Raw genomic sequence first — 17,794 nt, forward strand, 5'->3', positions numbered from 1 at the left:
CGGCAGTCCACCCGGTGGTGTAGACCAGTCCGAGGGACGGTTCCGCTGTCGTGACGCCATCATCCGGCACCCACGACAGGACCGCTCGCAAAGATGGGCCAACTGTGGGTTACTGCGACAAAGCGGTTCGGATCAGGGAGAACGAACATGGCCACCAAGGCTGAGAAGATCGTTGCCGGGCTCGGCGGCATCGACAACATCGAAGAGGTCGAAGGCTGCATCACCCGCCTCCGCACCGAGGTCGTGGACCCCGCCAAGGTCGACGAAACCGCCCTCAAGGCCGCCGGCGCCCACGGGGTCGTCAAGATGGGCAGCGCCATCCAGGTCGTCATCGGCACCGACGCCGACCCCATCGCGGCGGAGATCGAAGACATGATGTGAGCCGCGGCCACACCTTCGGGGCCCCTCCCGCACCTGCGGAAGGGGCCCCTTCCCCTGTACGGCTAGGCTCAGCGCCATGTCTCGAATCGACGGCCGCACCCCCGAACAACTCCGCCCGGTCACCATCGAACGCGGCTGGAGCAAGCACGCCGAAGGCTCCGTCCTTGTCTCCTTCGGCGACACCAAGGTCCTCTGCACCGCCTCCGTCACCGAAGGCGTCCCCCGCTGGCGCAAGGGCAGCGGCGAGGGCTGGGTCACCGCCGAATACGCGATGCTGCCCCGCGCCACCAACACCCGCGGCGACCGCGAATCCGTCCGCGGCCGCATCGGCGGCCGCACCCACGAGATCAGCCGCCTCATCGGCCGCTCCCTGCGCGCCGTCATCGACTACAAGGCCCTCGGCGAGAACACCATCGTCCTCGACTGCGACGTCCTCCAGGCCGACGGCGGCACCCGCACCGCCGCCATCACCGGCTCCTACGTCGCCCTCGCCGACGCCGTCGCCTGGGCCCAGGGCAAGAAACTCATCAAGGCGAACCGCCAGCCCCTCACCGGCACCGTCAGCGCCGTATCCGTCGGCATCGTCGGCGGAGTCCCCCTCCTCGACCTCCGCTACGAGGAAGACGTCAAGGCCGACACCGACATGAACGTCGTCTGCACCGGCGACGGCCGCTTCGTCGAGGTCCAGGGCACCGCGGAGGCCGAGCCCTTCGCCCGCGAGGAACTCAACGCCCTCCTCGACCTCGCCGTCACCGGCTGCACCGAACTCGCCGCCGCCCAGCGCGCCGCGCTCGACACCGTCCTCGAAAGGTAAAAGAAACACCAAGGCAGTCGGCCGACGCGGGCAACCGCGCCGGCCGCCGCCGCGTCTGAAGGAGTACGGGCGCACGGATCGACCCCGGGCGCCCGGCCAACGACCAGGGCCGCCGCGCGGCCCGACAAGGGGAGGGACCGTTCCATGGCCGCGAGCCGCCGACGCCGCACCGCAGCCGTCGCCGCCACCCTGGCGGCCGTCGCGCTGACCGCCGGACTCACCACCGGCTGCGACGCCGTCGACAAGGCACTGGACTGCGTCCAGACCGCCGACGCCATCGCCGACAGCGTCACCGACATGCAGCAGGCCGTCGAGAACGCCGGCAACGACGTCACCCAGCTCGAGGAATCCCTCGAGTCCATAGACAAGAACCTCGCCGACCTCGGCGACAAGACCGACAACGCCGACGTCGGCAAGGCCGTCGACGACCTCGAGAAGGCCGTGCAGAACGTCCGCACCTCCGTCGAGAACGGCGACGAGACCCCCGACATCAGCCCGGTCACCGACGCGGCCGGCGAACTCACCAAGGTCTGCACGCCGTAAGGACCCGCGCATGGGCCCGGGGATACTGGGCCCATGACCCGCCTGATCCTCGCCACCCGCAACGCCGGGAAGATCACCGAACTGCGCGCGATCCTCGCCGACGAGGGCCTGCCCCACGAACTCGTCGGCGCAGACGCCTACCCCGACATCCCCGACGTCAAGGAAACCGGCGTCACCTTCGCCGAGAACGCCCTGCTCAAGGCCCACGCCCTGGCCCGGGCCACCGGCCTCCCCGCCGTCGCCGACGACTCCGGCCTCTGCGTGGACGTCCTGGGCGGCGCCCCCGGCATCTTCTCCGCCCGCTGGTCCGGCATCCACGGCGACGACAAGGCCAACCTGGACCTGCTCCTGGCCCAGCTCTCGGACATCGCCGACGAACACCGGGGCGCCTTCTTCGCCTGCGCGGCGGCCCTGGCCCTCCCCGACGGCACGGAGCGGGTGGTCGAGGGCCGCCTGATGGGCACCCTCCGCCACACCCCCGCCGGCACGAACGGCTTCGGCTACGACCCGATCCTCCAGCCGGAGGGCGAAACCCGCACCTGCGCGGAACTGTCCCCGTCCGAGAAGAACGCGATCAGCCACCGAGGCAAGGCGTTCCGAGCACTGGTACCGGTGGTCCGGGAACTGCTGGGCTGAGCACGGGAGAGGGGTCGCCTATACGGCGACCCCTCTGCGGGTGCGGCCGATGGGAGTCGAACCCACATGGGCAAATGCCCCGAGGCATCTAAAACCTCTGCTTATACCATTCAGCAACGGCCGCGTGCCAGGCCATGCTACCCGGGCTGAGCTGATCGTTTACGCCGGTTCCCGCCTCTACACCAGGTGCTGGTAATAGCATGACAGTTCGGGCACAACAACCGCAGATTCTCGCGCCGGTCGTCACTCCAGTTCCCATTGATGTGGTCGACCTCCAACGTCATGGGCCTGCCGAGCCACTCGGGGGCGGTGCCGCACATGGCGCACCGTTCCGGTACGCCGATCTCGCGGAGCGCACGACGCAACTGCGGAGTCCTCGTCCGTTGCTTGCCACTGTGCTGGACGAGGATGTCATCAGCGCACTTGGGCGGGTTCGGGCTTGGCTTTCCTCGCTGATGCGCCTGGCCCAGGAAGTGCGCGATCGAGAGATGATCCTCGGCGATCCACCGTCGCAGCATTGCGCGTTGGCCACCGTTGTCGGGCCGGCCCAAGTGGCGAAGTGCTCCCGCTATCGATGCCGACTCGGCGACCGCCGTGCGCAGCTCATCGGTCGTAGGACGTGGCAGCCTGCCGCGGAGGCCGAAGTGCGAGATGTCGATCCCGAAGTGAGCGAAGCGCCTCATGAGGTAGCGATCGAGATTCGGGTAAGGCCGAGTGCCGAAGAATGCGATGACCTCATCGATGTCGGCACACTTCTCGGCTGCTTCGGCCAGCCGTTCGCGTGCGTATCGCATGCCGCTGGTCATGAGGCACGCCCTTTGCCTCGGCCACGGTAACTGTCGGTTGTGGAGTGGCAGTTGGGGCAGATCAGCCGCAGATTCTCGATTCGGTTGTTCCGCCAGTTGCCATCGATGTGGTCGACCTCAAGTGGCAGCGGCTCTCCCAGCCAGACTGCCTCAATGCCGCACAGGGCGCAGCGCTCTTGCACTCCGTGCTTGAGCATGGCTCGCTTGAGGCGATCGCTTGGAATGCGTCGGGCGGTGGCGGGTGCTTGCTCGATGAGCAGCCCCTGTGACCTACGGCGCTGGTTCGGCACTTGGAAGTGCGACGTGTCGATGCCGTGCGCCTTGATCCTGCGACTGATGTGCGTGTGATGCCCACCGACCATGTCGAGGCCGAGATGACGCAGCACCTCGCACATGTTCGTCGAAGCTGACACCGCAGCTTGAAGGGCCTCCCTTGTCCATTTCACGCCGTCGCGCTCGAAGTGGGAGGTGCCGACACCGAGTTTCCTCATCCGCTCTCTGATGTAGGGCCGCGTCGAACTCCTCGGATCCACCCCCAACCGCACCAACGCCTCCGTCAGCGTCCGCGCCCCCCGAGCCGCCTCTTCCAGCCGCTCCTTGGTGTATGCACTGGCCCCCATCGAGCCCCTCCGTCTCCCGGCCGCCCGTTCGTGGCCTCGTACGGAGTAACGAACCGGATATCGGACGGTCACGTACGAAAAACGGAACGGCCCGTACCGGCAATCCGGTACGGGCCGTTCCGCAGGTGGGCGGGGTCAGATGCCCAGATCCTTGATGATCTTGGCCACGTGGCCCGTCGCGCGGACGTTGTAGAGGGCGCGTTCGACCTTGCCCTGCTCGTCGACGACGATCGTGGAGCGGATGACGCCCATGTAGGTCTTGCCGTAGTTCTTCTTCTCGCCGTAGGCGCCGTACGCGTCCAGGACCGTCTTCTCCGGGTCGGCGAGGAGGGTGACCTTCAACGACTCCGCCTCGCGGAACTTGGCGAGCTTCTCCGGCTTGTCGGGGGAGATGCCGATGACGTCGTAGCCGGCGCCGGCCAGCAGCTCCAGGTTGTCGGTGAAGTCGCAGGCCTGCTTGGTGCAGCCGGGGGTGAGGGCGGCGGGGTAGAAGTAGACGATGACCTTGCGGCCCTTGTGGTCGGCCAGGGACACCTCGTTGCCGTCGGCGTCGGGCAGGGTGAAGGCGGGGGCCTCGTCCCCGGGCTGGAGGCGGTCGCTCATCGGTCTGGTCTCCTCGTACGTACGCGCTGCGCGGATCGGGTGCCGGGATCGAGGGTAACCGGGGGTCCTGGCCGTGCGCGGCGGCGTGGAGCTGACAGACTGTCCGGCACAGGTACACAGGTACACGGGTATCAGTGGATTTCGGAGGCGGCACGGTGGCGGACACGGCGGACCCCAGGACCCCGGCGCAGATCGAGGCGGACATCAGGCACCGTCGTGCGGTGCTGGCCGAGACCCTGGACGAGATCGGTGTGCGGGTGCATCCGAAGACGATCGTGGGGGATGCCAGGGCCCGGGTCGTCTCGAACGTCGATCACACGTTGGGGCGGGCGTACGTCCGGGTCAACGGTGTGGTGAGTGACGTCAAGGCGCAGTTCGTGGACGAGGAGGGTGCGCCGCGGCTGGAGCGGGTGGTTCCGGTGGCGGTGCTGGTGGTGGGGGTCGTGGGGCTGCTGGCCCTGGGGTCCCGTCGGCGCAGGCGATGACCCCGACCGCGTGCGTTCGGGGCGGATGCAGGTAGGTTTCAGGACGTGAGCGCCAAGAGACACGAGCAGGGTTCCCAGGACGACAAGCTGCCCATCCGGATGCTGCACGATCGCGTGCTCGTGCGGCAGGACACGAGTGAGGGCGAGCGGCGTTCGGGGGGCGGCATTCTGATTCCCGCGACGGCGGCGGTGGGTCGTCGGCTGGCCTGGGCCGAAGTGGTCGCGGTGGGGCAGAACGTACGGACCGTGGAGCCGGGTGACCGGGTGCTGTACGACCCGGAGGACCGGGCGGAGGTCGAGGTGCGGGGGACGGCGTACGTGCTGATGCGGGAGCGTGATCTGCACGCGGTGGCCGCGGACCGTTTCGAGGGTTCCGAGGATTCGACCGGCCTGTACCTGTAGATCGGTGGTGGGAAGGGGCTGGTGGCTGTGGTCACCAGCTCTTTTCTTGTTTTCGGGCTAGGGTGGGGGGACCCGTGAGGGCCCCGACGAGACGCGCCGTACCGGGGTGAAGGCAAAGACGACGCACCCCCGTTTCCCGTTCGTGTCCCGGAGGTGCCTGTCGTGGCGTGGGTTCTGTTGGTGGTCGCCGGTCTGCTGGAGGTCGGCTGGTCGGTGGGGATGAAGTACACCGACGGTTTCACCCGGTTGGTGCCCAGTGTGCTGACGGGTGCGGGGATCGTGGCGAGCATGCTGTTGCTGTCGTATGCGGCTCGTACGCTGCCGATCGGTACGGCGTACGGGGTGTGGGTGGGGATCGGTGCGGCCGGAGCGGCGGTGCTGGGCATGCTGGTGCTGGGTGAGCCGGTGACGGCCGCGCGGATCTTCTTCATCTGTCTGTTGCTGGTGGCCGTGGTGGGGTTGAAGGCGACGTCCGGGCACTGAGGGGTGGGCCGGCCGGTCAGTTCCAGCGGCTGTTCTGGATGAGTGCGCCGGTCAGGCCGTCCGGGACGGGGCTGTCGTCCCCGTTGGCGTCGCCTTCGTCGGTGTCCCCGGTATCCCCGGTGTCGTCGGTGGTCGTTCCGCCGTCGGTCGTTCCGTCGTCGGTCCCGGTGTCGCCGCCGTCGGTCTGTTCCTGGGGTTGTTCCGCTGTGTCCTGGCCGGTGGGTTCCTCGGCCGGTGCCTCGTCGCTGCCGCTGCCGTCGCCGTTCGGGTCGCTGGGGGAGGACGGTCCGGTGCTGGAGTCGCCGGGGGGTGGCTGGGTCTTCCAGGCGCCGGGCTGGAGGCGGAGGGTGAAGGGGGTGGCGGGTACGTCCTTGAGGGCTTCGTGGGTGTACTGGCCCCAGATCTCGGCGGGGGCGCCGCCGCCGTTGATGCGGGGCAGGCCCATGGCGCCGTAGAGGGGTTTGTGGCCGGCGGTGACGGGGTCCTGGCCCATGACGGCGACGACGGTGGCGAGGTCGGGGGTGTAGCCGGCGAACCAGGCGGCGGTGTCCTCCTCGGCGGTGCCGGTCTTGCCGGCGGCGGGGCGGCCTGCGGTCTGGGCGGCGGTGGCGGTGCCGCTCTCGACGACGCCGCGCAGGACGGAGGTGGTGGTGTCGGCGGCCTGGCGGGTGACGGCCTGGCGGGTGTGGCGGTCGGGCAGGTCGATGGTGCGTCCGTTCTGGGTGACCTTCTCGATCATCGTGTAGTCGCCGTGTTTGCCGTGGTTGGCGAGGGTGGCGTAGGCCTTGGCCATGTCGAGGACGCTGGCGGTGGCGACGCCGAGGGCGATGGAGGGTCCGGCGTCGGAGAGGCTGGGGGTGTCCTCGGACAGGCCGAGGTCGATGGCGGTCTGCCGGACCTTGTCGGGGCCGACGTCGACGGCCATCTGGGCGTAGACGGCGTTGACGGATTTGTCGGTGGCTTCGCGGACGGTGATGTCGCCGTAGTCGCGGTGGTCCTCGTTCTCGGGGGCGTAGCGGTCGCCGGGCCAGCCCTGGACGGGGCGTTCGCTGGTGCCGTCGTAGAGGGTGTTGGGGGTGATGGGGTGGCCGTCGCGGGTGCGGGAGCCGTTTTCGACGGCGGCGGTGAAGACGAAGGGTTTGAAGCTGGAGCCGACCTGGAAGTCCCGGCGGGTGGCGTTGGGGGTGTACTGCTTGACGTAGTCGATCCCGTTGTACAGGGCGACGATCTTGCCGGTCTTGACGTCGATGGAGGCGCCGCCGGCGCGGACGTAGGTGTCGACCTCGCGGTTCTTCTTGTCGAGGCGGTCCATGAGTTTGTCGTTGACGGCGTCGACGAAGGCGTCCTGTTTGTCCTTCTGGAGGGTGGTGGTGATGCGGTAGCCGCCGGCGTCGAGGGTGTTCTCGTCGACGATGTCGTTCTGGACGAGCTGGTTTCTGACGATGTTGACGATGTAGCCGCGCTGTCCGGACAGGCTGGTGGAGACGGTGGTCCGCTGGGGCGTGGGGAAGGTCAGGCGGGCGCGTTCGGAGGGGGTGAGCCAGCCTTCGTCGACCATGCCGTCGAGGACGTAGTTCCAGCGGTCTTCGACGGTGTCGCGGTTCTCGGGGTGGGTGATGACGTCGTACTGGCTGGGGGCGTTGACGAGGGCGGCGAGGTAGGCGGCGCGTGCGGCGTCGAGTTCGGAGGCGTCGATGCCGTAGTAGGCGTGGGCGGCGGACTGGATGCCGTAGGCGCCGCGGCCGAAGAAGCTGGTGTTGAGGTAGCCCTCGAGGATCTGGTCCTTGGTCTGTTCGCGGTCGAGTTTGACGGCGATGAAGAACTCCTTCACCTTGCGGGTGACGGTCTGTTCCTGGCGGAGGTAGTAGTTCTTCACGTACTGCTGGGTGATGGTGGAGCCGGACTGTCTGCCCTTGCCGGTGAGGGTGTTCCAGGCGCCGCGGACCATGGCCTGGGGGTCGATGGCGGATTCGGTGTAGAAGTTTCGGTCCTCGGCGGCGAGGACGGCGTGCCGGGCGTCCTCGGAGATCTGGGAGAGGGTGACGTTCTCGCGGTTGACCTCGCCGTCGCGGGCGATGACGGAGCCGTCGGCGTAGAGGTAGACGTTGGCCTGCTGGGTGGCGAGGGCGTTGGCGGCGGGGATCTGTACGAGGTGGTAGCCGAGGAAGAAGCCGCCGGTGACGACCGCGGCGGCGATGAGGAGGCCGCCGAGGAGCATGCGCCAGGTGGGGAGCAGCCGGCGCCATCCGGTGCGTTCGGGTCTCCTGGTGGCGGCGGCCGTCCGGGGCTTTCTCGGTGCCCAGCCCTTCCCGGACTGCTCTCCGGGCTGTTTCCCGGGTGGCTGCGGCTGCGGCTCGTCGCTCATGTCGTGCACGGACTCCTGTTTCGCCTGGCTTGTTCCACTACGCCGTGGTGTGTGCCTCTTATTCAAGACTGTCCCATCCGGCGGCGCGTCTCCGCCGACGCCGCGCGTGGCGCGCGTACGCGGCTTGTCACACACATGGCCCCAACGAAAATGCGTGGCCGGGGGTGTGGCGGGCGCACTAAGCTCCTGCGCTTCGGTGCCGGATGCGGGAGGAGGGCGGGGCGTGGGCTCGGCGCGCTTGTATCTGGCGGTCGCGGTGGGGGGTTTCCGGCGGTACGCGTCGTACCGGGTGGCGACGGCGGCCGGGGTGTTCACGAACACGGTGTTCGGGCTGATCCTCGTGTACACGTATCTGGCGCTGTGGGAGGAGCGGCCGGGTCTCGGCGGGTACGACCAGGCGCAGGCGGTGACGTATGTGTGGCTGGGGCAGTGTCTGTACGCGACGCTGGCGATCCAGGGCGGGGGCGCCGAGAAGGATCTGATGGAGCGCATCCGTACGGGTGAGGTCGCCGTCGATCTGTACCGGCCGGTGGATCTGCAGGTGTGGTGGCTGGCGGGTGACGTGGGCCGGGCGGCGTTCCAGTTGCTGGGGCGGGGGGTGGTGCCGTTCGTGTTCGGTTCGCTGTTCTTCACGATGGCGCTGCCCGCGGGGGTGGTGCCGTGGCTGGCGTTCGCGGTGACGCTGCTGCTGGCGGCGGTGGTGAGTTTCGCGATCCGCTATCTGGCGGCGCTGAGTGTGTTCTGGCTGATGGACGGCATGGGTGTCAACCAGGTGCTGATGATCACGGGGGTGTTCTTCTCGGGCATGGTGCTGCCGCTGAACGCCTTCCCGGGCGGGCTGGGTGACGTCGTGCGGGTGTTGCCGTGGGCGGCGCAGATCCAGGTGCCGGCGGATGTGCTGATGGGGGAGCGGGATCCGTGGGGGGCGTTCGCGTTCCAGGCGGTGTGGGCGGTGGTGCTGCTGGCGGCGGGGCGGCTGCTGCAGTCGGTGGCGACGCGGCGGGTGGTGGTGCAGGGTGGGTGAGCGGGGCGCGGTCGTGGAGGGGCTGCGGGCCTACGGGCTGATCGCCGGGATGTGGGTGCGGTCCGGGATGACCTACCGCGCGTCGTTCGTCTTCACGGTGTTCGGGAACCTGCTGATGACGGGCCTGGACTTCGTGGCGATCCTGCTGATGTTCTCGCAGGTCGACTCGTTGGGCGGCTGGTCGCTGCCGGAGATCGCCCTGCTGTACGGGCTGTCGGTGACGGCGTTCGGGATCGCCGACCTGCTGCTGGGCTCGATGAATGTGCTGGGCGGGCGGATGCGGGACGGTTCGTTCGACGTGCTGCTGGTGCGTCCGGTGCCGGTGCTGGCGCAGGTCGGCGCGGACCGTTTCGCGCTGCGCCGGCTGGGCCGGGTCACGCAGGGCGCGGTGGTGCTGGGCTGGGCGCTGGCCGCGGTCGACGTCGACTGGAGCGTGGTGAAGGTGCTGCTGGTGCCGGTGATGGTGGTCAGCGGTGCGGCGATCTTCTCGGCGGTGTTCGTGGCGGGCGCGGCGTTCCAGATCTTCGCGCAGGACGCGGCGGAGGTGCAGAACGCGTTCACGTACGGGGGGACGACGCTGCTGCAGTATCCGCCGAGCGTGTTCGGGAAGGATCTGGTGCGCGGGGTGACGTTCGTGCTGCCGCTGGCCTTCGTCAACTGGGTGCCGGCCGCCTATGTGCTGGAGCGGCCGTATCCGGTCGGTCTGCCGGGCTGGGCGGTTTTCGTGTCGCCGCTGGTGGCGGTGGGCTGTTGTGTGCTGGCGGGTCTGGCGTGGCGGACGGGTCTCAGGTCGTACCGGAGCACGGGGAGTTAGCGGGACATGGACGACGCTTTCATCGAACTCGACGGTGTGGAGAAGGTCTTCGACGTCCACAGGAAGACCGGTTTCCTGAGGCGGGAGCGGCACCGGGTGCGGGCGGTCGACTCGATCTCGTTCACGGTGGCGCGGGGGGAGATGGTCGGCTACATCGGTCCGAACGGTGCCGGGAAGTCGACGACGATCAAGATGCTGACGGGGATCCTCACGCCGAGCGGTGGCCGGCTGCGGGTCGCCGGGATCGACCCGTCCCGCGAGCGGACCCGGCTGGCGCACCGTATCGGGGTGGTGTTCGGGCAGCGTACGACCCTGTGGTGGGACCTTCCGCTGATCGACTCGTACCGGCTGATGCACCGCATGTACCGCATCCCGGACGCCCGGTACCGGGAGAACCTCGGCCGGCTGACCGAACTCCTGGACCTGGGGGAGCTGTTGGACGTGCCGGTGCGTCAGCTCTCGCTCGGGCAGCGGATGCGCGGGGACATCGCGGCGGCGCTGCTGCACGATCCGGAGGTGCTCTACCTCGACGAGCCGACGATCGGCCTGGACGTCGTCTCCAAGACCAGGGTGCGGGACTTCCTGCGGCAGTTGAACGCCGAGCGGGCCACGACGGTGCTGCTGACCACCCACGACCTGCAGGACATCGAGCAGTTGTGCTCACGGGTGATGGTCATCGACCACGGCCGGCTGGTGTACGACGGTCCGCTCACCGGGTTGCACGAGGTGGGGGAGAGCGAGCGGACGCTGGTGGTGGACCTGGAGCGGGAACTCCCGCCGATCGAGGTGCCGCCGCCCGCGCGGGTGGTGCGGGTGGAGGGGCCCCGGCAGTGGCTGGCGTTCCCGGCGTCGGCGTCGGCGGCCGAGCTGGTGGCGCGGGTCGCGGAGCGGTATCCGCTGGTGGACCTGTCGGTACGGGAACCGGACATCGAGGCGGTGATCGCGAGAATGTACGAGGAGCGGGCCGGGCGGGCCCTCTCGTAGCCATGCGGGCTCTCTCGTAGCCATGCGGGTCCTCTCGTAGCCGGGCGGCGGAGACAACTCGTAGGCTGCTGGTATGACCGATGACGCAGCCGTCCCGGACCTCCGCGCCTCCGACGCCGACCGTGAACAGGTCGCCGAGATCCTGCGGGACGCCCTCGCGGAGGGCCGCCTCGACATGGAGGAGTTCGAGGAGCGGCTGGACGCGACGTACAAGGCGCGCACGTACGGGGACCTGACGCCGATCACCCGCGACCTGCCGGACCAGGGGACGTCCGTCCCGGCCGTGTCCCTCACCAAGCAGCCGGAGCGGAGCGGCACTTGGGGGGACCGGATCGTCGGGGGCGACGACGCGGGCACGTCGTCGTGGGCCGTGGCCGTGATGTCGGGCTTCCAGCGCAAGGGCCGCTGGACGGCGCCGCGCCGCTTCAACTGCTTCGCCTTCTGGGGCGGCGGGGAGATCGACCTGCGGGAGGCGTACTTCGCGGACCGTGAGATCGTCATCAACGCGGTCGCGATCATGGGCGGGGTGGAGGTCGTCGTCCCGCCCGGTGTCGAGGTCGTCGTGCGCGGCATCGGCGTCATGGGCGGCTTCGACCACCGCGAGGAGGGCGTACCGGGCGAGCCGGGCGCCCCGCGCGTGATCGTCACGGGCTTCGCCTTCTGGGGCGGGGTGGGCGTGGACCGCAAACTCCCCCGCGCGGAGAAGCAGCGCCTGCGCGAGGAACGCCGCAGGGAGAAACTGGAACGCAGGCAGGAACGCCGCCGGGAACTGGAGGGCTCCCACCGGGACCACCTGAACCTCCACTCCCGCCGGGAGGAACACGAGCCACACGGCCGCGACGACCGCTGAGCCGGCCTGTCGGGCGCTGAGCCGGCCCGTCGGGCTTTCCCGGCTCGTCCGGCAGAAACTCAGCCCCTCCGGCGTTTGAGGAGCGGGGTCCGGGGCGGAGCCCCGGGGTCGGGACGGGAAGGGGCGGCGGGGGTGAAAAACCCACCCCCCGGCCCCCTACAACCGCGCCGGAGCCCCACCCTTCAGATCGTCCAGGTCGAACACCTCCGCCATCCGGGCGTACCCCCGGTCACTCGGATGAAGATGATCCCCGGAGTCGTACTCCGAAAGGAGCCGGCGCGGATCGTACGGATCCCGAACCGCCTCGTCGAAGTCGACGACCGCGTCGAACACCCGCCCCGCCCGGATCTCCGCATTGATCACCCGCCGCACGTCCTCCCGCGCGTCGGTGTACCCCCGGTGCCCACGGAACGGCATGAGTGTCGCCCCCACGACCTTCACCCCCCGTGCGTGCCCCCGCGCGACCAGCTCCTCCAGCCCCGCGACGATCGCGTCCGGATCGGCCGCCCCCGGCTGACGCAGGATGTCGTTGATCCCGAGCGCGACGACGACGACCTCGACGTTCGTCCGCCCCAGCACGTCCCGCTCGAACCGGTTCAGCCCACTGGGATTCTCCGCGGGCCGCCCCAGCCCGTCCGTGAGCACCCGGTTCCCGCTGATCCCCTCGTTGACGACGCTGTACCGCGGCACGTCCCGTCCGTCGGCGGCAGCCGACCGCAGCCGGTCGGACAGCACGTCCGGCCACCGGTTGTTCGCCCCGGTCGTCGAGGTGACGCCGTCCGTCAGTGAGTCACCGAGGACGACGACCGTCCCGTCCGCCTCGTTGCTCAGCACGTCCAGCGCGGTCACGTACCGCCAGAACGTGCTCTGCCCGGTGTACGCGGTCCCGGTCGCGTCCCGGGTGTGCTCACCGTCGGCGACGTACGAGATCTGGCGCGCGTGCGGGTGATAGGTGACCGGCCCGGAGGGGGTGGGGGAGTACGTCGTGATCAGGACGTCCCCGTCGTGCGGGACGGCGATGCGGACGACGTCGCTGACCACCTGCCCGCCCGCCGGGATGACGACCGTCGGACTCCCGGTGAAGGTCAGCGGCCGCACGGTCTCCGCGAGCGCCGCCGCCGTGTCCGGGTCCGCGGACACCGCGATCGAGGCGTGCGTGAGGGTCAGCGGTGACTGGCCGTACAGGTTGGACAGCGTGACGCGGGCGCTCGTACCGCCGGCGCTGGTGTGGACGACGTTGCGCACCGAGCGGCCCGCGAGGCCCGTCATCTCGGTGCCGGGCTCGCCCCCGACCGGGGAGGTGGCCCAGGAGCCGACCCAGGTGCCGGTGGAGGCGGGCGCGGCCGGGCCGTTCTGCGTACCACGGCCACCGGCGACGGTGCCGCGCTCCCGCGTACCGTCGCCGTCTCCGATGCCGGCACCGGTGTAGATGGCGGCGGAGACCGCCAGGACCGCGGCGACGACCGCGGCGAGCAGGGCACGCTGCTTGGCGGGAGGCGCCTGCGTGCCCCCGTCACGACCCCGGGTCATGCTGTTCTGTTCTCCTCGGACGACGGGAGCGGGAGGCTCCGATCTGATGAACCCATGATGATCCACGGGCGGGGAAGGCTGACACGAGGGACCGCTGCGGAACCCCTGGGTGATCCCCCTGGGTGACCCCCTGGACAAACCCCCTCCGGAGGGACGCCGGGAACTCCTGCCGCGTTCCAGGAGTCGGTCAGGAAGGGACAATGTGTGAGGGATCACCGGACGGGTGGAGCGGATGGAACGGACCGGAACGACAGAAGAAGCGAAAGCGGCGAAAGCGGCGGTAACGGCGGAAAGCGGCGGCCGGAGCGCCGAAGGCCAGCATGCCCGCACCGGAGCCTTCACCAACCGCGCGATGAACACGTTCAGCCCAGCGGACGAGGAGAAGCGGCGCGGGGTGCGCCGGATGAAGCTCACCGCCACCGGCCTGCTGCTGTTCGTCGCCGTCGTCTACGTCCTCGCCAAGTGGGCCTCCCACCAGGGCGCCGGCCCCTGGGCGGGCTATGTCGCCGCCGCGGCCGAGGCCGGCATGGTCGGCGCGCTCGCCGACTGGTTCGCCGTCACCGCCCTCTTCCGCCACCCCCTCGGCCTGCGCATCCCGCACACCGCGATCATCCCCACCAAGAAGGACCAGCTCGGCGTCTCCCTCGGTGAGTTCGTCGGTGAGAACTTCCTCTCCGAGGACGTCGTACGGCAGCGGCTGCGCGCCGTCGGCATCGGCAGCCGGCTCGGCGCCTGGCTCTCCGTCCCGGAGCACGCCGACCGGGTCACCGCCGAACTGTCGGCGGCCCTGCGCGGCGCGCTGACCGTGCTGCGCGACTCCGACGTCCAGGCGGTGGTCGGCGAGGCCATCACCCGCCGCGCCGACGCCCAGGAGATCGCGCCCGGCACGGGCAAGCTGCTGGAGCGGATCGTCGCCGACGGCGGCCACAAACGGGCCGTGGACGTCATCGTCAGCCGCGCGCACGACTGGCTGGTGCTGCACGGCGACACCGTGATGGACGCCGTCCACGGGGGCGCGCCCGGCTGGACCCCCAGATTCGTCGACCGCAAGGTCGGCGAGCGCGTCTACAAGGAGCTGCTGCGCTTCGTCACCGAGATGCGCGACATGCCCACCCACCCCGCGCGCGGTGCCCTGGACCGCTTCCTCACCGACTTCGCCTCCGACCTCCAGTCCGACACCGACACCCGCGCCCGCGTCGAACGCCTCAAGAGCGAGATCCTCGGCCGGGGCGAGGTGCAGGACCTGATCGCCTCCGTGTGGACGGCCGTACGATCCATGATCGTCTCGGCGGCGGAGGACGAGCGCAGCGAACTGCGCCTGCGCGTGCGTGCCTCGCTGCTCTCGCTCGGTGCCCGGATGTCGCTCGACCCCAAGGTGCAGGGCAAGGTCGACGGCTGGCTGGAGAGCGCGGCGGTGTACGTGGTCACCACCTACCGCAAGGAGATCACGTCCCTGATCACGGACACGGTGGCGAGCTGGGACGCCGAGCACACCACGAAGAAGATCGAGGCCAACATCGGCCGTGACCTCCAGTTCATCCGCATCAACGGCACGGTGGTCGGCTCCCTCGCCGGCCTGCTGATCTACACGGTGTCACGGGTCCTGGGCGCGTAGCGGTTGCCCGCGCAGTTCCCCACGCCTCTGGGAAGCGCCCCCACCGTGGGTTCCCCCGTCCCCCTCACGTTCCCGGCCAACGGCGACCGCAACGCCCCCAAGGGGCGCGGGGAACTGCGCGATCAACCACAACGCACCCGCAGGAACCCACGGCGGGACGCCCCCCAAGGGGCGCGGGGAACTGCGCGATCAACCACAACGCACCCGCAGCGGCACCACGCACCGCACGCCCCGGCGTAAAAGCGGGCGGCGTGAAAACCCCCACCCAGGGGCATACGGAGGTTCGCTTCGTCAGGGAGGGAGCCCATGACCACCGTGCACCCCGGGACCGGACAACGCACCATCACCACCCGCATCCCCGCCCGTCTGGACCGCCTCCCGTGGTCCCGCTGGCACTGGACCGTCGTCATCGGCCTCGGCACCGTGTGGATCCTCGACGGCCTGGAGGTCACGGTCGTCGGCAACATCGCGAGCCGCCTGTCCGAACCGGGCAGCGGACTGCCCATCACCTCCGGTGAGGTCACCGGCATCGCCGCCGCCCTCTACGTCGCCGGCGCCTGCGCGGGCGCCCTGTTCTGGGGCCGTCTGACCGACGTCTGGGGCCGCAAGAAACTCTTCATGATCACCCTCGCGGTCTACCTCGGTGCCACCGCCCTCACCGCGGTCGCCTTCGACACCTGGTGGTTCTTCCTCTTCCGCTTCCTCACCGGCTTCGGCATCGGCGGCGAGTACGCGGCCATCAACTCCGCGATCGACGAGCTGATCCCGGCGAAGTACCGGGGCCGTGTCGACCTGCTGATCAACGGCAGCTTCTGGCTGGGCGCGGTCGGCGGCTCCCTGCTGTCGATCCTGGCCCTGAACACCGACGTCTTCCCGGCGAACGTCGGCTGGCGCCTGACCTTCGCCCTCGGCGCCGTCCTCTCCCTGGTCATCCTCCTCGTACGCCGTCACGTCCCCGAGAGCCCGCGCTGGCTGCTGATCCACGGCCGCGACGAGGAGGCGGAACGCATCGTCGGCGACATCGAGCGCCAAGTCGAGGCCGAGCGGAACGAGCCGCTGCCCCGCGCGGAGGGCGAGCTGACGATCCACCAGCGCGAGAACGTCACGTTCACCGAGATCGCCCGCACCGTCTTCGCCGAGTACCGCAAGCGCTCCGTCCTCGGCTTCTCCCTCTTCATCGGCCAGGCGTTCCTCTACAACGCCATCACCTTCGGCTTCGGCGCGATCCTGACCACGTTCTTCGACGTCCCGTCCGGCAGCACCGGCTACTACTTCGCCGTCATCGCGGCCGGCAACTTCCTGGGCCCGCTGCTGCTCGGCAGGCTCTTCGACACGGTCGGCCGCCGGGTGATGATCTCCGGCACGTACCTGCTCTCGGGCCTGCTCCTCTTCGGCACGGCCTGGCTGTTCGACCGCGGCTCGCTCAGCGCCGCCACGATGACGGCCTGCTGGTGCGCGGTGCTGTTCTTCGCCTCGGCCGGCGCGTCCAGCGCCTACCTCACGGTCTCCGAGGTCTTCCCGATGGAGACCAGGGCCATGTCCATCGCCTTCTTCTACGCCCTCGGCACCGCCGCCGGCGGCATCAGCGGCCCCCTGCTGTTCGCGAAGCTCACGGAATCGGGCGTGGTCGGCGACACGGTCCTCGCCTTCCAGATCGGCGCAGGGCTGATGTGCGCGGCGGGCCTGGTCGCCGTGTTCCTCGCGGTGAAGGCGGAAGGCCGCTCCCTGGAGGACATCGCCAGGCCGCTCGCGGCGGCGGCGTCCAAGGCAAAGGCCAAAACCCCCACGGACCCCGGCCAGGGCCCGCAGCCGACGACACCGTGAGCCGGGCGGTGGCGAACCGGTGCCTCAGCCCCGCCGGTCCGCCACCGCCCACGAGGCGAGCGCCACGGCACCGGCCACCCCGAACACGGCGGGCCAGGCGCCCACCTTCTTCGCCAGCGGGTGCGACCCGGCGAACGCGGCGACGTACGCCACCGACAGCGCCCCGGCCGCCCGGCCCCCGGCCCGCTCCCGCCACTGCTGCGCGGCGGCGGCCCCGGCGGCGGCGAGGACGACCCCGCCGAGCTGCCGCTTCCGGGTCCAGCGGGCCACGCCGTACCCGCCGACGAGTCCACTCGCGGCCACCACGGAACTGGGAACCTTCGTCATGCCTGCTGCCTCCTGCCACTGCCCCCGGCCCACCGGGCCGGGGTCGTCCGGACTCCGAGGCTAGCGCTCCCGGAGGCGGTCCCCGCGCCCAGGTCCGCAGCCACTCGTGTGACACAACCTGAGTCCGGGCTTGTCAACTTTCCTCCCCCGAGCTATATAAGAAGGCAAGACCGTAAGGGCATCGCAGAGGACACCCACGGAAGGAGATGACCGTGATGCTCATGCGTACCGACCCGTTCCGCGAATTCGACCGACTCGCGCAGCAGGTCTTCGGTGCCACCGCCACCGGCCGCCCCACGGCGATGCCGATGGACGCCTACCGGGCGGGGGACGACTTCATCGTCCACTTCGACCTCCCCGGCATCGACCCCGAGACGATCGACCTCGACGTCGAGCGCAACGTCCTCAACGTGCGCGCCGAGCGCCGCTCCCCGGCTCCCGAGGGCGCGGAGACCGTGGTCGCCGAGCGGCCCACCGGCACCTTCACCCGCCAGCTCTTCCTCGGCGACACCCTGGACACGGAGCGCATCGACGCCTCGTACGAGTCCGGTGTCCTGACCCTGCGCATCCCGGTCGCCGAACAGGCCAAGCCGCGCCGCATCCAGATCACCGGCGGCGACAGCCGCAAGCAGATCGGCGGCTGACACCCCCTCGCGGGGCCCGCGCACCCCGCTCACCCCACGCGTCC

General features: G+C 69.9%; 20 protein-coding genes, 1 tRNA gene and 1 riboswitch. Of the genes, 14 read left to right on the forward strand and 7 right to left on the reverse strand.

From position 1 onward, the window contains the following. Positions 1 to 147 precede the first annotated feature (147 nt). The 4 genes from ACF1DX_RS00470 to rdgB all read left to right on the forward strand — a co-directional run bounded on the left by ACF1DX_RS00470 (position 148) and on the right by rdgB (position 2,374). Entirely contained in the window at positions 148 to 381 is a 234-nt protein-coding gene (locus tag ACF1DX_RS00470) for a glucose PTS transporter subunit EIIB (RefSeq protein ID WP_010039992.1), read from the forward strand. A 76-nt stretch (positions 382 to 457) separates the two neighbouring features. Then, positions 458 to 1,195: a ribonuclease PH gene (gene rph / locus ACF1DX_RS00475; protein WP_391789048.1), complete on the forward strand. Its 738-nt coding sequence runs from the start codon at positions 458 to 460 to the stop codon at positions 1,193 to 1,195. A gap of 144 nt (positions 1,196 to 1,339) precedes the next feature. After that, positions 1,340 to 1,738: a hypothetical protein gene (locus ACF1DX_RS00480; RefSeq protein WP_391789049.1), complete on the forward strand. Its 399-nt coding sequence runs from the start codon at positions 1,340 to 1,342 to the stop codon at positions 1,736 to 1,738. Positions 1,739 to 1,771: 33 nt separating this feature from the next. Continuing rightward, the gene (gene rdgB / locus ACF1DX_RS00485; protein ID WP_391789050.1) at positions 1,772 to 2,374 is read left to right on the forward strand and encodes an RdgB/HAM1 family non-canonical purine NTP pyrophosphatase; all 603 of its coding nucleotides are present in this window, start codon (positions 1,772 to 1,774) and stop codon (positions 2,372 to 2,374) included. Between the two features lie 41 nt (positions 2,375 to 2,415). On the opposite strand, the gene ACF1DX_RS00490 is transcribed toward rdgB, so the two are convergent. The 4 genes from ACF1DX_RS00490 to bcp form a co-directional block, all read right to left on the reverse strand. After that, positions 2,416 to 2,498 (reverse strand) — tRNA-Leu (locus tag ACF1DX_RS00490). 13 nt (positions 2,499 to 2,511) lie between these two features. After that, on the reverse strand, positions 2,512 to 3,180 hold the full coding sequence (locus ACF1DX_RS00495; RefSeq protein WP_391789051.1) for an HNH endonuclease: 669 nt from the start codon (positions 3,178 to 3,180) through the stop codon (positions 2,512 to 2,514). Then, positions 3,177 to 3,800 (reverse strand): HNH endonuclease signature motif containing protein, encoded by a 624-nt coding sequence (locus ACF1DX_RS00500; protein WP_391789052.1) that lies wholly within the window; start codon positions 3,798 to 3,800, stop codon positions 3,177 to 3,179. Before ACF1DX_RS00500 ends, ACF1DX_RS00495 begins: the two co-directional genes overlap by 4 nt. A 135-nt stretch (positions 3,801 to 3,935) precedes the next feature. After that, entirely contained in the window at positions 3,936 to 4,403 is a 468-nt protein-coding gene (bcp, locus tag ACF1DX_RS00505) for a thioredoxin-dependent thiol peroxidase (protein ID WP_391789053.1), read from the reverse strand. Positions 4,404 to 4,558: 155 nt separating this feature from the next. On the opposite strand from bcp, the gene ACF1DX_RS00510 reads away from it, so the two are divergent. From ACF1DX_RS00510 to ACF1DX_RS00520, 3 genes are all read left to right on the forward strand, one after another. Next, positions 4,559 to 4,888, forward strand: coding sequence for a DUF3618 domain-containing protein (locus tag ACF1DX_RS00510; protein ID WP_391789707.1), 330 nt, complete (start codon positions 4,559 to 4,561; stop codon positions 4,886 to 4,888). Between the two features lie 45 nt (positions 4,889 to 4,933). After that, positions 4,934 to 5,290: a GroES family chaperonin gene (locus ACF1DX_RS00515; RefSeq protein WP_391789054.1), complete on the forward strand. Its 357-nt coding sequence runs from the start codon at positions 4,934 to 4,936 to the stop codon at positions 5,288 to 5,290. A gap of 66 nt (positions 5,291 to 5,356) precedes the next feature. After that, positions 5,357 to 5,418, forward strand: a riboswitch (guanidine-III (ykkC-III) riboswitch). Positions 5,419 to 5,452: 34 nt separating this feature from the next. Continuing rightward, on the forward strand, positions 5,453 to 5,773 hold the full coding sequence (locus tag ACF1DX_RS00520) for a DMT family transporter (RefSeq protein ID WP_390815125.1): 321 nt from the start codon (positions 5,453 to 5,455) through the stop codon (positions 5,771 to 5,773). 16 nt (positions 5,774 to 5,789) lie between these two features. On the opposite strand, the gene ACF1DX_RS00525 is transcribed toward ACF1DX_RS00520, so the two are convergent. Beyond that, the gene (locus ACF1DX_RS00525) at positions 5,790 to 8,138 is read right to left on the reverse strand and encodes a transglycosylase domain-containing protein (protein ID WP_391789055.1); all 2,349 of its coding nucleotides are present in this window, start codon (positions 8,136 to 8,138) and stop codon (positions 5,790 to 5,792) included. Between the two features lie 223 nt (positions 8,139 to 8,361). Between ACF1DX_RS00525 and ACF1DX_RS00530 the strand changes: the two genes are divergently transcribed. The 4 genes from ACF1DX_RS00530 to ACF1DX_RS00545 all read left to right on the forward strand — a co-directional run bounded on the left by ACF1DX_RS00530 (position 8,362) and on the right by ACF1DX_RS00545 (position 11,810). Next, the gene (locus ACF1DX_RS00530) at positions 8,362 to 9,162 is read left to right on the forward strand and encodes an ABC transporter permease (protein WP_391789056.1); all 801 of its coding nucleotides are present in this window, start codon (positions 8,362 to 8,364) and stop codon (positions 9,160 to 9,162) included. Between the two features lie 49 nt (positions 9,163 to 9,211). After that, positions 9,212 to 9,976, forward strand: coding sequence for an ABC transporter permease (locus ACF1DX_RS00535; RefSeq protein ID WP_391789708.1), 765 nt, complete (start codon positions 9,212 to 9,214; stop codon positions 9,974 to 9,976). A 6-nt stretch (positions 9,977 to 9,982) separates the two neighbouring features. Beyond that, entirely contained in the window at positions 9,983 to 10,960 is a 978-nt protein-coding gene (locus ACF1DX_RS00540) for an ATP-binding cassette domain-containing protein (RefSeq protein WP_391789057.1), read from the forward strand. A gap of 73 nt (positions 10,961 to 11,033) precedes the next feature. Then, on the forward strand, positions 11,034 to 11,810 hold the full coding sequence (locus ACF1DX_RS00545; protein ID WP_391789058.1) for a DUF1707 domain-containing protein: 777 nt from the start codon (positions 11,034 to 11,036) through the stop codon (positions 11,808 to 11,810). Positions 11,811 to 11,966: 156 nt separating this feature from the next. On the opposite strand, the gene ACF1DX_RS00550 is transcribed toward ACF1DX_RS00545, so the two are convergent. After that, entirely contained in the window at positions 11,967 to 13,340 is a 1,374-nt protein-coding gene (locus ACF1DX_RS00550; RefSeq protein ID WP_391789059.1) for an SGNH/GDSL hydrolase family protein, read from the reverse strand. Positions 13,341 to 13,572: 232 nt separating this feature from the next. Here ACF1DX_RS00550 and ACF1DX_RS00555 point away from each other — a divergent pair, with 232 nt between their 5' ends. Both ACF1DX_RS00555 and ACF1DX_RS00560 read left to right on the forward strand, forming a co-directional pair. Beyond that, positions 13,573 to 14,955: a DUF445 domain-containing protein gene (locus ACF1DX_RS00555; protein WP_391789060.1), complete on the forward strand. Its 1,383-nt coding sequence runs from the start codon at positions 13,573 to 13,575 to the stop codon at positions 14,953 to 14,955. Positions 14,956 to 15,261: 306 nt separating this feature from the next. Beyond that, entirely contained in the window at positions 15,262 to 16,779 is a 1,518-nt protein-coding gene (locus ACF1DX_RS00560; RefSeq protein WP_391789061.1) for an MFS transporter, read from the forward strand. Between the two features lie 24 nt (positions 16,780 to 16,803). Here the strand turns inward: ACF1DX_RS00560 and ACF1DX_RS00565 are convergent, their stop codons facing one another. After that, positions 16,804 to 17,106, reverse strand: a complete 303-nt coding sequence (locus ACF1DX_RS00565) for a hypothetical protein (protein WP_391789062.1) — start codon at positions 17,104 to 17,106, stop codon at positions 16,804 to 16,806. A 215-nt stretch (positions 17,107 to 17,321) separates the two neighbouring features. Here ACF1DX_RS00565 and ACF1DX_RS00570 point away from each other — a divergent pair, with 215 nt between their 5' ends. Then, positions 17,322 to 17,750 carry an Hsp20/alpha crystallin family protein gene (locus ACF1DX_RS00570; RefSeq protein WP_391789709.1) on the forward strand — a complete coding sequence of 143 codons (429 nt, stop codon included), beginning with the start codon at positions 17,322 to 17,324 and terminating at the stop codon, positions 17,748 to 17,750. The last annotated feature ends 44 nt before the right edge of the window (positions 17,751 to 17,794 follow it).

Source organism: Streptomyces sp. NPDC014676, from assembly GCF_043084105.1.
Classification (GTDB): domain Bacteria; phylum Actinomycetota; class Actinomycetes; order Streptomycetales; family Streptomycetaceae; genus Streptomyces.